Origin of the sequence: Acinetobacter sp. YH01010 (genome assembly GCF_013420775.1) — a bacterium.
In the GTDB taxonomy this organism is placed as follows: domain Bacteria; phylum Pseudomonadota; class Gammaproteobacteria; order Pseudomonadales; family Moraxellaceae; genus Acinetobacter; species Acinetobacter amyesii.
On sequence record NZ_VOYF01000006.1, the window covers coordinates 175,829 to 188,636 of the forward strand.

Here is a 12,808-nt window from a genome sequence, read left to right on the forward strand (position 1 = left end):
TTCAGTTGTGATAGCGTCGCAAAACTTCGCAGATTTCGACGCTAAAACTTGCATACCATTGGTTTTTCCCCAATTGCTGCGCCACCAGATGTTGTGCATCTTGCTGCCAAGCTCGAATGTCTTCTAAGGTATTCCAGTAGGAAAGGGCGATTTCATGCTCAGCCTCTGTTAGCGCTTCAAAATGTTGACAGTTAAAGTGTGTCAAGGCTTTGTCTCTAAGCTGCTGTGCAGTCGAAAAATACAATTCATCAAGCGTACGAATGCGTGCTTTAAAAATCACGACATATTGCATATCTTTCCTTCCTTGGTTTTTATGACGATAAAAAAAGCGAGCCGTAGCTCGCTTTTTTGGTTCTTAATCTCTTTCCAGATAAGGGTTATCAAACCCCAATTTGGCTAAAATCTCAATTTCCAACGCTTCCATTTCTTCAGCATCTTCATCAGAGGTTTCATGGTCATAGCCCATCAGGTGCAACGTACCGTGTACCAGCATATGCGTAAAGTGGGTCAGGGGTGCTTTGCTTTGTTCTTGTGCTTCTCGAAGAACTACAGGAATACAAATCACCAAGTCGCCAATCGGAAATGAGTCTAAAACTGCCGCCATTTCATCCGGGAGATCGCTCGGAAAAGACAACACATTGGTCGGTTTGTCTTTACCACGATATTCCAAGTTCAATTTGTGGCTTTCGTCATTGTCCACACATGCAATACCGATCTCACAATCACTTTGTGTATCGATATGACGTAAAGCCGTTTCCACGACTTTTTTGATATGCGCACGTTTCACCACCAATTCAGGTGACTGAAAATTTTGCTGCAAGGAGAGATTAAGTTTCAAAATGAATCCTTAAATGTTTTCGTCTTGATGCTGCCCATCAGCTTTAGCATCATTGTCCGCCACCAAGGCCTCCTGACGTGCTTTACGTTCTGCACGTTGTTCAGCCGTGAGGCGATGTTGTTCGCTGTCCCATCCCTCATAGGCTTCAACAATTTTTTGAACCAATTGATGACGTACCACGTCACGAGAGTGGAAGCGAGTAATATGAATTTCTTTGATTTTTTCAATCACACGTAAGGCATGTGCCAAACCAGATTGTTGACCGCGAGGTAAATCGACCTGTGTAATGTCGCCAGTGATTACCGCACGAGAACCAAAACCTAAACGGGTGAGGAACATTTTCATTTGTTCAGGGGTGGTGTTCTGTGCTTCATCTAAAATCACAAAGGAATGATTTAGGGTACGACCACGCATGTAGGCCAGAGGAGCAACTTCAATCACTTGACGTTCTATCAGTTTTGCGACTTTTTCAAAACCGAGCATTTCATACAAAGCGTCGTATAGCGGACGTAAGTAAGGGTCAATTTTTTGGCTCAAATCACCGGGTAAAAACCCCAGTTTTTCACCGGCTTCAACCGCAGGGCGAACCAATAAAATGCGTTGAATTTCGTTGCGTTCTAGCATATCTACAGCAGCGGCGACCGCGAGATAAGTTTTACCTGTACCCGCTGGGCCAATACCGAAAGAAATATCACTTTGTAAAATACGTTGCACGTAGCGTTTTTGATTGGCGCCACGTGGGTTGATCCGACCTTTACGAGTTTGTAGATAAACATTATCTAAACCGGTGTGCTCATTTTCAGAAAAATCTTCCTGAATTTCGCGGTCGGTCTGACTGCCTTGAATCATCATGTGTAAGATATCAGCACTAATCTGTGGATTGGTTTCGGACTCTTCATAAAGACGGTGAAGGAGGCTTTCGGCTCTCTCAACCGCATCGATTTCCCCATCGACAAAAAAAGCATCTGCGCGATGAGAAATTTTGACATCTAAACGTTGTTCAATTTGTTTGAGATGACCGTTATAGGCACCGAGCATGCTTTGTAAACGGTCAAGTGGAATACCAGCAAAAGTTACAGTACGTCGAATCGCTGCAGTCAAGAGAATTCCTTTAAATTGGTCTGACGATTAAGCTTACATTACGCCACGTCAGGCTCAAGATTCAAGAGTTCACCATAAACAAACTTCAAAGTTTTAATATCGGTCACTTCAATCTCTGCAAAACGCCCAACCCATGCAGGATCACCAATGAAGCTGACCAAACGTGTATTGTCTGCAGTACCAATCAGCAAGTTCGGATCTTTGTCAGAAACAGACTCAACCAAGACACGTTGAATGGTGCCTAGCATGGCATCAGTTTTATCAATACTCGATTGTTTAATCCATTGTTGAACTTTGGCAAGACGTTCTTTTTTCACATCTTCAGGGGTGGTGTCTTCAAGTTCTGAAGCAGGAGTACCTGGACGTTTTGAGTAGATGAAACTGTATGAATGATCGAAGTCCATATCTTGGATAAATTGATAAGTTTCTTCGAAGTTCTCGTTAGTTTCACCTGGGAAGCCAATAATAAAGTCGCTAGATAAATGCATATCAGGGCGAACTTGACGTAATTTTGCAATCTTATCGATATAAACATCAATCGTGTGGTTACGTTTCATGGCTTGTAGCACGTCGTTTGAACCACTTTGAACTGGTAGATGTAAGTGAGAAACCATTTGCGGTAAGTCACGGTAGCACTGAATCAAGTCATCGTTAAATTCAAGCGGGTGCGATGTGGTGTAACGAATACGGCCAATCCCCGGAATCTCAGCGACTAAACGTAATAAGTCTGCAAAGGTACAGATTTCACCTTCAAAGGTTTCACCACGGTAGCCATTCACGTTTTGACCGAGTAATGAAATTTCTCGTACGCCTTTTTCAGCTAAAGTGGCAATTTCAGCCAATACGTCATCGAGTGGGCGAGAAACTTCTTCACCACGGGTGTAAGGAACCACGCAGAATGAACAGTATTTAGAACAGCCTTCCATGATAGAAACAAAGGCTTTAAAACCTTCCACACGCGGTTCAGGTAAAAAGTCGAATTTTTCAATATCAGGGAATGAAATATCCACCAATTGAATTTTTTCTTTTTTCGGTTTGACCACTTGCTCAGTATGCTGATCTAACATTTGCGGTAAACGGTGCAAGGTTTGTGGACCAAAGACCATATCAACATACGGTGCACGTTTTTGAATGTTGTCACCTTCCTGAGAAGCAACACAGCCACCGACACCAATTACCAAATCTGGATTTTTTTCTTTCAGCTTGCGCCAACGGCCTAACTCAGAAAATACTTTTTCTTGTGCTTTTTCACGAATAGAGCAGGTATTCATCAGGAGAATATCGGCTTCTTTAGGGTCGTTCGTCAGCACATAGCCGTGAGAATCACCTAAAAGGTCGCCCATACGTTGACTGTCATACTCATTCATCTGACACCCTTGCGTTTCGATGTACAGTTTTTTCACTGCTCCATCTTGAGCTGGGGTGTGCTGTGGCTGGGTAACAGTGTTATCTGGGGCAGCTTGGGCACTATTGGGGATGAAGGTTTGAACCGTCATGTAGGCTCCTAAAGGAATTTTATGAAAATCAATAACCATACGTGGCTGACAGACAATTCAATCAGTCGAATTGTGCAGCTGCGGAGGTCAAAAAAGGGGATTTTAAGAATGGGCAATATTTTAGCAGTAATTCACTAGAAACTTACAGCCTAAAATTACAACTCTGCCATATTGATTTATGAAGTAAAAATGTTTGAAAATTAATATTGGCTAATCATAAGGTTACATAACAGAACACAATGCAGAGTTTAGAATTATTAAACTAATTCCTAAATAAAGTTCGATGTGTTGTAACCGGGCGGAATGACATGAAAGAAGGCAAGTGGATGTTAAAACATAATTTTAAACAGAAAAATTACGCTAAATTACTTGCTTTGAGTGTGGGACTCTCCGGAATTTCTGCGTTTGCCCAAGCCGCAGATGAGCAGTTTAACGATGCTTTACGTGCTGCGAATGCAGGCAATATAGGTTTGTTACAACAATACCAATCATCCATGCAAAATGATGTTTTGGGCTATTACCCAGAATATTGGTTGCTCAATAACAATTTGGCTTCACAGCCTGCAAGTGCGATTACTAATTTTGTACAGCGTTATCCAAACTCGGCAATGGCAGAAAAATTAGCCGCAGATTATGTTGAAGAAAAAGTCAAACAAGCCGATTTCGCTACAGCACAGCCTGTCTTGCAATATGTGACTAATGCTGACCGTGCTGAAACCTGTGCCATGGCCCAAGTTCGTGCCAAGTCAGGCGATCCACTGGTTTATGCAGAATTTAAAGATGTATGGTTGACCACAAACTCACAACCTGATTCGTGTACTGGCTTGGGCCGTATGATGTTATCAAGTCCTTTAATGACTCAAGATGACCGCCATCAACGGATGTGGGGGCAGTTAAGAGCCGGACAGTCAGGGCAAGCGATTGCGACTGCGCAAACCATTGGCGTGAATATTAATTTATCGCAACTCAACACGATTCAAGCCAATCCACTGAATTATTTATGGTCTGCACCCAAAGCCACAGCTGAAGATCATGCATACCTGATTTATGCGATGGGTCGCTTGGCCGATAGCGACTTAAATGGCGCGATTTCTTCGGTGAAACGTGCAGCAGAAGGCACACCAGCCGATGTACAAAAAGCCCTATACCGTAGTGTCGGGTATATCGGTGGTACAACGGTGATGAAAAACAATTTCAACCGTGAAGTTCTAAATTATCTTGATTTGAGTTATGGACTGCCTTTTAGTGCAGAAGAAGCCGAGATTTATGCGCGACAAGCCATTCGTTTTGGCGCATGGGAAAGTGTCATTCGTGCAATTGATGCGATGAGCGTTTCGCAAAAGCAAGAAGACCGTTGGCAATATTGGTTAGCACGAGCATCTGAACAACGTGGAGATGCCTCATCTAAACGTGCGGCAAAAGAAATTTATCGCAAGCTTGCCGTTGGCGATGATTACCATAATTTGTTAGCACGTGACAAAATTGGTCAGTCTTATAACAATATTCCGTCAAATGTGCAGCCTTCGTCACAAGATGCGCAGCGTCTCAGTCAGGATATTCACTTCCGTCGTGCCTTTGCATTGCGCAATATTAATGCATCTGACAGCTATATTAACCGTGAATGGAACTGGGCAGTGCGTCAAGCCTATTTAAAGCATGATGATGGCATGATTCTTGCCGCAGCTAAACGTGCAACCGATATGGGTTGGTATGATCGGGCGATTTATGCGGCAGATCGAACCACTAAACAGCACAATTATGCTTTACGTTATGCTATGCCGCATCAAAATTATGTGGTGAGTCATAGTCGTAATGCCGGCATTGACCCTGCATGGGCTTATGGTTTGATGCGTCAAGAAAGTCGGTTTGTCACTAGCGCACGTTCACATGTCGGTGCCGGTGGTTTAATGCAAATTATGCCAGACACCGCAAAATTGGTGGCTCGTCAGATGGGGGAGAGTTATAACCCCGCTGCATTAACGGATATGAATACCAATATTCGTTATGGCACTTTCTATTTATCGATGATTCAACGTCAATTGAGTAATAGTCCAGTCTTAGCGACCGCAGGTTACAATGCGGGTCCAAATCGTGCTCGACGCTGGCAGCCTGAATATCAAGCAATTGCAGCGGATCAATATACGGAATCGATTCCATTAACGGAAACTCGAGACTATGTAAAACATGTGATGACCAATGCAACCCATTACGGCCTTTTATTAGGTCAGGGGCCACAATCGATTGAAAAAAGAATGCAAATGATTCCATTACGGAATGCGCAATAAATTTTAAAGCAAGATGCGCCTGTTTTTAGGCGCAATATGGGTAAATGATGAATGCCGAAAATGGACATTAGACCTGCTTATCGAATACTGACATCACTGCTCATCGGCAGTGGTGCAGGCTTTGGTATGTCTATGCTTTCGGCTGCACCGGTTGTAAAAGGGTATGTGATGGATGTGCAAATGGTGCCTGCTGTTTGCGCCTATGACCCATTAAAAAGTAAAAAACGTAAATGTTTAGAAGGGTATTCACTCAATATCACGGGTCTATATCCAGAAACCTCTACACGTGATTGCACGACCAATAGTTCAGCTAAACTTTCTCCGTTGCAAGCGAAAGTGGTTGCACGGATTATGCCTGATGAAAATGCTCGCGTGGCGCTTTGGCACAATACAGGCGGCTGTGTCCCAATGAATGCCAGCCAGTATTTCAGAACCATTATTAATCATGCAGATAAACTAAAAATTCCAGATGAATTGACTAGCCAAGAAACCCAGTCCATTCAAGCCAATGTCTTGCGTAATAAAATGTTGCGTATGAACAGCGGATTGGTATCACAAAGTATTGAATTTAACTGTATGCAAACCCGTGGTGGTAGCCTACTGACTGAGATTAAAATCTGCTATAAAAACAATGGTCAGTACAAAAGTTGCCCTACGACTATCGTCGGAAATTGTCCTGCAACTTTCATAATTAAAGGTTCTTTCTAAGCTTTTTTCGGCATTTTATTTATATTTCCTATCATACTTTTGTTGAAAAGCATTCTCTTTTACATGCAAGCGTCAAAAGATTGGAGTACAATCTTTGCCGTTTATGATTATTAAGATTAGATAGAACAGCTATTTAATCATTATGACCTTCCTCAATTGGAGATAATTACATGAAGCAAGCAGTTCGTGTTGCCGTTACTGGCGCAGCTGGTCAAATCGGTTATAGCTTATTATTCCGTATCGCAAGCGGTGAAATGTTGGGTAAAGACCAACCAGTTATCCTTCAATTATTAGAAATTCCAGTTGAGAAAGCTCAACAAGCGCTTAAAGGCGTAATGATGGAACTTGATGACTGCGCATTCCCTCTTTTAGAAGGTATGATCGGTACTGATGATCCTAAAGTTGCATTCAAAGATGCTGACTACGCTCTTCTTGTAGGTTCACGTCCACGTGGTCCTGGTATGGAACGTGCTGACCTTCTTAAAGTAAACGGTGAAATCTTCATCGGTCAAGGCCAAGCACTTAACGAAGTTGCTAGCCGTGACGTTAAAGTTCTTGTTGTAGGTAACCCTGCAAACACTAACGCTTACATCGCAATGAAATCTGCTCCAGATCTTCCAGCGAAAAACTTCACAGCAATGTTACGTCTTGACCACAACCGTGCGTTAACTCAACTTGCTCAAAAAGCTGGTGTTGCAGTTTCTGACATCGAAAACATGACAGTTTGGGGTAACCACTCTCCAACAATGTATGCGGACTACCGTTTTGCAAATGTAAACGGCGAAAGCTTAAAAGACAAAATCAACGATGCTGTTTGGAACAAAGACGTATTCCTTCCAACTGTTGGTAAACGTGGTGCTGCGATCATCGAAGCGCGTGGTCTTTCTTCTGCTGCTTCTGCTGCAAACGCTGCAATCGACCATATGCGCGATTGGGCTCTTGGCACAAACGGCAAATGGGTAACTATGGGTATTCCTTCTGACGGTTCTTATGGTATCCCTGAAGGCGTAATGTTCGGTTTCCCTGTAACAACTGAAAACGGCGAATACAAAATCGTTCAAGGTCTTGAAATCGACGAATTCAGCCGTGAACGTATCAACTTCACTCTAAACGAGCTTGAAGAAGAACGTGCAGCAGTTGCTGACATGGTTAAATAATTTAATTTTTTAAATTAAATTATAAAAAGGCACTCCATTTGGGGTGCTTTTTTTATGGCGTCCGAAAAATACCACGCTTGAATTTTGAACAAAAAATAACACGTTGAGATGCTGTTGCAACTGACAAAGTCAAATAAACAGATAACTATAAAGATGGGAGAAATGTTATTGGCTTGAGGAGAACGGCAATGTTTGATCAACAACCGACGTTGGAACTATTTTTTGAACAATTGGGGTTGGATGCAACTCCGGAAGGCATCGATCAATTTATCGAAACGCATCAAATCACCATGGATGTTCCACTGCATGAAGCGCCATTTTGGACGAAGTCACAGCGTGACTTCATTATCAGTCATTGGAAAAAAGATGATGACTGGGCCATAGTGGTCGATATTTTAAATGAACAATTGCATACAGAACATAAGCTTTCCGGATCATGCAAAATCTAAATACAATTTGAAACAACAAACCTAGTTTTAACGCTAGGTTTTTTTATCTGCATCATATAAGTTAATTAAATAATAAATGACAGATTAGTTGATAAGGAGGGCGAGATGCTCAATCAAAATAAACCATCCTTAGCTTTATTGTTTTCTCAATTGGGGTTAGCCAGCAGTCCAGCTGCGATCGAGTTATACGTACGTACGCATCAGCTTGCCGCAAGTGAAAATTTACATGATGCGCCGTTTTGGAATAAAGCACAGCGCGACTTTCTAATCAGCCATTTAGTACAAGATGATGATTGGGCCATTTGGATTGATGAGCTGAATCAACAGTTGCATATGGATGCATATAAGCTACAACCAGCATAGATTTCACTTCTCCATAAATAAAAAACACCTCTTCGGAGGTGTTTTTTATTTAGTGCAGTTTACTTTGGCGTAATTCTAAAAACCAAGTTTCTTGGCGATAAGGATTAAATGCAGGATGCTCAAGTAATGTGGTGAGTTTGAATTCTTGAGATTTGCTGTATTTATATAACCAGTGGCGGGTTAACGCAGGTTCTTGTTTTACTGCAGAGGCATAGGCCAAATAGAAGTAGATGTCGCCATGTTCAGCTTTGGACATCGGTTTCATAATCTGCTGGGTAATCAGGGCATAGCGCTGCTCTTTGGTGATTTCAAAAAATACCATATAGGCTTTGGCTAAATGCACAGACAAATTGATGTATAGCTCAATCGACATTTCTTCAAATTCAATCCGGCTTTGCTCAAGTAGAACAATGGCTTCTTGCAGAAAATACACTTGTTCTTGATGGTTCTTACTTAAATTAACCAATTGCAGGCGTAAGTCTGCACGCTCAAGGGCAAGTTCAGGGCTGTTGCCTTGTAGAAATAATTGATCGGTTTCGCCAATACGTTGAATAATTTTATGACTGTTTTGACGCATCGGGTACATCCTCATCTATGAATGACTCATATATGAGGATAGTTTAAGGGATTTAAAGGAGGAATCTCGAATTACCACATCGAGTTGTCATTACGTAGCCAAGCCGTAATCGATAAACGTTGATGTTTAGCTTCGAGTACCTCGTGTAATAGGTCACTTTGGAATAATGCAATGCGATTCGGTTTAGGTTCTAAAATATGCCAAACATCATTCTTATCTTGTAAGCGCAATTCACCGCCCCAGTCGGCTTGCCAATGTTCATGTAAATAATAAACCGCTGAAATGACACGTCCATTTTTGCCTTGAGGATTATCTTTATGCAGAGCATAAAATTCACCTGCGTTATAACAGGCAAAATGTGCTTCGACTTCGTGAATGCCAGAAAAAAATGCGCGATTAAATTGTTCTGATAAATGTTCTAACGCTTGAACGTGTTCTTGTGCGACATCTAAGGTGTCGTTAATCCATAAAATATGATCACTTCTAATTTTACTGATGACCCCATTTTGTACGGCTGCATCCCTAAATTTATTTAAATTTGACATACATTCTTCAACAAGTGCATGTATATATTCAGCAGGATAAGCGTCATCAATAATGCTAAACCCGTGTTGATCTAAATCATCGAGGATTTGATCAACCGGCCAAGACTTTGGGAGAAAGGCTGTTTCCATATACGAACCATAAAGTTGTGGAAAAAAAGGTGACGTATTCTAGAGCAAGAATAGCATCGGAATGAAACTATTTTTCATGCTAAAATGTCCGTTGATATCAGGAATTAAAGAAACATGAATTACCGTCACCATTTCCATGCAGGCAACTTTGCCGACGTGATGAAGCACGTTTTGCTGCTTCAGTTATTAAGTCGACTGAATGCAAAAGATAAACCTTATCGCTATGTAGATACACATGGTGGTGCGGGTAAATATGATCTTTCGACCTCTGAAGCACAGAAATCAGGTGAGTTTTTAAATGGTATTCATCGTTTAGTTAAGCTCGATGATTCGATTAAACGCAATGCGCCTGAAGGTGTTCAACAATATTTAAAAGTTGTTGAAAAAATGCGTGAAAACTTTGGTAAAGGTGCTTATCCAGGCTCTCCATGGTTTGCACTTGAAGGCATGCGTGAAACTGATAAAGCAACGATTTTTGAAATGCAGCGTGATGTATTCCAACAATTGCGCCACAATATTTTTGATAAACGTGCAGGCTTGCATGAGCGTGATGCTTACGAAGGTTTACTGGGTGTAATTCCACCAAAAGAAAAACGTGGTTTGGTCATGATTGACCCGCCTTACGAATTAGAACGTAAAGATTTTCCACAGCTTGTAGAATTGTTGGTGGCTGCTTATAAAAAATGGCCGACAGGCGTTTTTGCGGTATGGTATCCAATTAAAGACCGCGCGATGATTGAACGTTTTGAAAAGAAAATGTACAAAACCGGCATTCGTCGTCAGTTGGTTTGCGAAATTTGTGTATGGCCAGATGACACTCCAGTCGGTCTAAATGGTTGTGGTTTATTGGTGATTAACCCACCTTGGAAATTCTCTGAAGATGCGGACGAAGCATTACAATGGTTGTTCCCACATCTTCGTATGAATGAAAATGGTGGTCATGCAGCCGTACGTTGGTTGGTTGGCGAATAATTTTAAACTTGAAAAAGAAAGGTCACAGTTAGGATCGAACAATGACAAATACAAATAAACCTGAGCGGGAAATTTCTTCAAAGGATGAAAATGCATTTGATGGCATTACATTTGAAGTTGAAGAAGAGGAGCATACCCATGAAGGGCATAAAGTGAAACGTCGTGGGATCTATCTGTGGCCAAACTTGATTACAACTGCAGCGTTGTTATCCGGCTTTTATTCAATAATTGCCAGTATGAATGGTGAGTTTCAACAAGCCATTTATGCTATTTTTCTTGCAGCATTATTTGATGGTTTGGATGGACGTGTCGCACGTGCTATCGGCGCACAAAGTCCATTTGGTGAACAGTTTGACTCCTTATCAGACTTGCTAGCATTTGGTGTTGCACCTGCCATTTTAATGTATAGCTGGAGTCTAAATGACTTAGGCCGTATTGGCCTGGCAGCATGTTTTGTTTACACCGCATGTGCAGCCTTCCGTTTGGCACGTTTTAACGTACAAATTGGGGTCGTCGATAAACGTTACTTTATTGGTGTTGCAAGTCCACTCGCAGCCGTTATGATTATTTCATTGGTATGGGTAGGTATGGATATCCCTGCGGTCTTCGACTTACGCGAAATAGGTATTCAGATTTTTAATGCGGTAGTGATTATTGCAGTGGGTCTATTGATGATCTCAAATGTAAAATACTATTCATTTAAAACGGTGGATCGTCGCCGTGTTCCATTTGCGGTGTTACCAATCATAGTCTTTGTTTTAGCTGCTGTAACGTATAATATTCCAATGGGTATTTTAATTATTTCAGTAATTTATGCATTGTCTGGCTTTGTCACAACCTTAATGGCAAAAAAGGCTGAAGCATGAGTTAAAACATGAAATAAAAATGAAAAGGAGCTTGATATGCAGATATTTCAAGATTTCTTGGATCAATCAAGACGACTGAATCAAGCTCCAGATTTACAACATAAAAAAATAAATCTACATGCGCCGAATATGCCATATCCTTCAGTCCATTATGGACTTTGTCTACCGAATCTTCCTGCGCCCTTACATTATCTTAACTTTATGAGTTGGCTCGGGCAGCCTCAGATTCCCGCTTTTCAAAATCCTGCGTCCATTCAACAAGACGAACTCAATACAGCCACAGTAATGACCAGTGTGAGTGGTCATATAGTTGGGCAATTACAATCATATTCCATCAAAGACGACTGTAGTCTGAGTGAGACCGTCTTTAAATTTAGAGACAAAGAACTGATTGGTTGGGATGGTGCGGTATTTCAAATCCATCGAGAAGATACTGAACTCAGTTTAGATTTGTCCGTGCAAACTACCGATATTTCTTCGTGTTTAATTAAATTAAGATTGGGTCTTGCTGAATATTGGTCAGTGATGTGCCAATGTGAAGGGCAAATCAAATTTCAGGGCCAGATGTATGATGTAAATCAGTTGGCGGTATTATCTTATGCACAAATACGCAAGTTTCCATATTTACCTTTAGCGTTTTATACCCATCAGGTAATCAACCTTAGCCGACAGCGTCAAATTATCTTTATGCAAACGCGAGATCGTTATAACAATATTTTGAGTTCGCGTTTATATCTAAGAGATTTAAATCAGCAGCAAGTGTTCATGGCAGACCAAGGTGTGTTCTTTAAAGTCATGCGCGTTTATCCCGTTGTTAAAACCCCCAATTTGCAAAAAATGTATTTGCCACGTGAATTTGAATGGATTTACCAAAATGACAAAATGAAAATACATGTACAAGCGCAGAGCCGTGGGGATTTTAAATTTGGACTCGGCGCAGGTTATGCAGGAAGCTTTAACTATCAAATCAAAATCAATGACGAAATTGAGTGTGGGGAAGGTGGATACTGTGAATATGTCGATTGTCGAGCTTTGAAATGGCAAGAAAAGAATGAAAAAGATAAATTAACGGACAAATATGGAAATATTGTCCCTTTTATGCTCAAAAAATAGTAAAAAAACTCAATTTAGTAGAATAAATAAACAAACGTAATGGAAAATTAAAAATAAATGGAAAAGGGTATTGCAACGGTTCTGAAATGCTGTAGAATGCACATCCATCGGCGGTGATGAAGATTAAAACTTCTGATAAAACAATGACTTGGTTAAATTGATTAAGTTCGGTTTTATTTGATAAGTTTAAAAATAATTTGAATTACTGG

General features: G+C 41.1%; 14 protein-coding genes. 8 read left to right on the forward strand and 6 right to left on the reverse strand.

Annotation, left to right across the window (positions count from 1 at the left end; translation table 11 throughout):
- Position 1 precedes the first annotated feature (1 nt).
- The 4 genes from FTT77_RS07740 to miaB all read right to left on the reverse strand — a co-directional run bounded on the left by FTT77_RS07740 (position 2) and on the right by miaB (position 3,435).
- Positions 2-292, reverse strand: a complete 291-nt coding sequence (locus FTT77_RS07740) for an antibiotic biosynthesis monooxygenase (RefSeq protein WP_180026041.1) — start codon at positions 290-292, stop codon at positions 2-4.
- A gap of 63 nt (positions 293-355) precedes the next feature.
- Positions 356-838 (reverse strand): rRNA maturation RNase YbeY, encoded by a 483-nt coding sequence (gene ybeY, locus FTT77_RS07745; protein WP_078192431.1) that lies wholly within the window; start codon positions 836-838, stop codon positions 356-358.
- Between the two features lie 9 nt (positions 839-847).
- On the reverse strand, positions 848-1,939 hold the full coding sequence (locus FTT77_RS07750) for a PhoH family protein (protein ID WP_111885944.1): 1,092 nt from the start codon (positions 1,937-1,939) through the stop codon (positions 848-850).
- 38 nt (positions 1,940-1,977) lie between these two features.
- A complete protein-coding gene (gene miaB / locus FTT77_RS07755; protein ID WP_180026040.1) occupies positions 1,978-3,435 on the reverse strand; it encodes a tRNA (N6-isopentenyl adenosine(37)-C2)-methylthiotransferase MiaB in 1,458 nt (485 codons plus the stop codon).
- A gap of 308 nt (positions 3,436-3,743) precedes the next feature.
- Here miaB and FTT77_RS07760 point away from each other — a divergent pair, with 308 nt between their 5' ends.
- The 5 genes from FTT77_RS07760 to FTT77_RS07780 all read left to right on the forward strand — a co-directional run bounded on the left by FTT77_RS07760 (position 3,744) and on the right by FTT77_RS07780 (position 8,397).
- A complete protein-coding gene (locus FTT77_RS07760) occupies positions 3,744-5,720 on the forward strand; it encodes a lytic transglycosylase domain-containing protein (RefSeq protein ID WP_180026039.1) in 1,977 nt (658 codons plus the stop codon).
- A gap of 126 nt (positions 5,721-5,846) precedes the next feature.
- On the forward strand, positions 5,847-6,428 hold the full coding sequence (locus FTT77_RS07765) for a ribonuclease I (protein ID WP_257221038.1): 582 nt from the start codon (positions 5,847-5,849) through the stop codon (positions 6,426-6,428).
- 170 nt (positions 6,429-6,598) lie between these two features.
- Positions 6,599-7,585: a malate dehydrogenase gene (locus FTT77_RS07770; protein WP_180026038.1), complete on the forward strand. Its 987-nt coding sequence runs from the start codon at positions 6,599-6,601 to the stop codon at positions 7,583-7,585.
- Positions 7,586-7,773: 188 nt separating this feature from the next.
- On the forward strand, positions 7,774-8,034 hold the full coding sequence (locus tag FTT77_RS07775; RefSeq protein ID WP_180003486.1) for a DUF2789 family protein: 261 nt from the start codon (positions 7,774-7,776) through the stop codon (positions 8,032-8,034).
- 105 nt (positions 8,035-8,139) lie between these two features.
- On the forward strand, positions 8,140-8,397 hold the full coding sequence (locus tag FTT77_RS07780; protein WP_078189234.1) for a DUF2789 family protein: 258 nt from the start codon (positions 8,140-8,142) through the stop codon (positions 8,395-8,397).
- A 49-nt stretch (positions 8,398-8,446) separates the two neighbouring features.
- Here FTT77_RS07780 and FTT77_RS07785 read toward each other — a convergent pair whose 3' ends face one another.
- Both FTT77_RS07785 and FTT77_RS07790 read right to left on the reverse strand, forming a co-directional pair.
- Positions 8,447-8,974, reverse strand: coding sequence for a hypothetical protein (locus FTT77_RS07785; RefSeq protein WP_180026037.1), 528 nt, complete (start codon positions 8,972-8,974; stop codon positions 8,447-8,449).
- 71 nt (positions 8,975-9,045) lie between these two features.
- Entirely contained in the window at positions 9,046-9,648 is a 603-nt protein-coding gene (locus FTT77_RS07790) for a 2OG-Fe(II) oxygenase (RefSeq protein WP_180026036.1), read from the reverse strand.
- Between the two features lie 114 nt (positions 9,649-9,762).
- On the opposite strand from FTT77_RS07790, the gene FTT77_RS07795 reads away from it, so the two are divergent.
- The 3 genes from FTT77_RS07795 to FTT77_RS07805 are packed head-to-tail and all read left to right on the forward strand — an operon-like array spanning position 9,763 to position 12,599.
- On the forward strand, positions 9,763-10,620 hold the full coding sequence (locus FTT77_RS07795) for a 23S rRNA (adenine(2030)-N(6))-methyltransferase RlmJ (protein ID WP_078189232.1): 858 nt from the start codon (positions 9,763-9,765) through the stop codon (positions 10,618-10,620).
- 41 nt (positions 10,621-10,661) lie between these two features.
- Complete coding sequence (gene pssA / locus FTT77_RS07800) at positions 10,662-11,486, forward strand: CDP-diacylglycerol--serine O-phosphatidyltransferase (protein WP_180010549.1); 825 nt, start codon at positions 10,662-10,664, stop codon at positions 11,484-11,486.
- A gap of 36 nt (positions 11,487-11,522) precedes the next feature.
- Positions 11,523-12,599, forward strand: coding sequence for a DUF6670 family protein (locus tag FTT77_RS07805; protein WP_180026035.1), 1,077 nt, complete (start codon positions 11,523-11,525; stop codon positions 12,597-12,599).
- The last annotated feature ends 209 nt before the right edge of the window (positions 12,600-12,808 follow it).

Excerpts from the sequence above, each read along its gene's own strand:
- FTT77_RS07770 (WP_180026038.1), top strand. The coding sequence starts at position 6,599 with ATGAAGCAAGCAGTTCGTGTTGCCGTTACTGGCGCAGCTGGTCAAATC.
- FTT77_RS07790 (WP_180026036.1), bottom strand. The coding sequence starts at position 9,648 with ATGGAAACAGCCTTTCTCCCAAAGTCTTGGCCGGTTGATCAAATCCTC.
- FTT77_RS07785 (WP_180026037.1), bottom strand. The coding sequence starts at position 8,974 with ATGCGTCAAAACAGTCATAAAATTATTCAACGTATTGGCGAAACCGAT.
- FTT77_RS07760 (WP_180026039.1), top strand. The coding sequence starts at position 3,744 with ATGAAAGAAGGCAAGTGGATGTTAAAACATAATTTTAAACAGAAAAAT.
- FTT77_RS07795 (WP_078189232.1), top strand. The coding sequence starts at position 9,763 with ATGAATTACCGTCACCATTTCCATGCAGGCAACTTTGCCGACGTGATG.
- pssA (WP_180010549.1), top strand. The coding sequence starts at position 10,662 with ATGACAAATACAAATAAACCTGAGCGGGAAATTTCTTCAAAGGATGAA.
- FTT77_RS07780 (WP_078189234.1), top strand. The coding sequence starts at position 8,140 with ATGCTCAATCAAAATAAACCATCCTTAGCTTTATTGTTTTCTCAATTG.
- FTT77_RS07775 (WP_180003486.1), top strand. The coding sequence starts at position 7,774 with ATGTTTGATCAACAACCGACGTTGGAACTATTTTTTGAACAATTGGGG.
- FTT77_RS07765 (WP_257221038.1), top strand. The coding sequence starts at position 5,847 with ATGTCTATGCTTTCGGCTGCACCGGTTGTAAAAGGGTATGTGATGGAT.
- FTT77_RS07805 (WP_180026035.1), top strand. The coding sequence starts at position 11,523 with ATGCAGATATTTCAAGATTTCTTGGATCAATCAAGACGACTGAATCAA.
- FTT77_RS07740 (WP_180026041.1), bottom strand. The coding sequence starts at position 292 with ATGCAATATGTCGTGATTTTTAAAGCACGCATTCGTACGCTTGATGAA.
- miaB (WP_180026040.1), bottom strand. The coding sequence starts at position 3,435 with ATGACGGTTCAAACCTTCATCCCCAATAGTGCCCAAGCTGCCCCAGAT.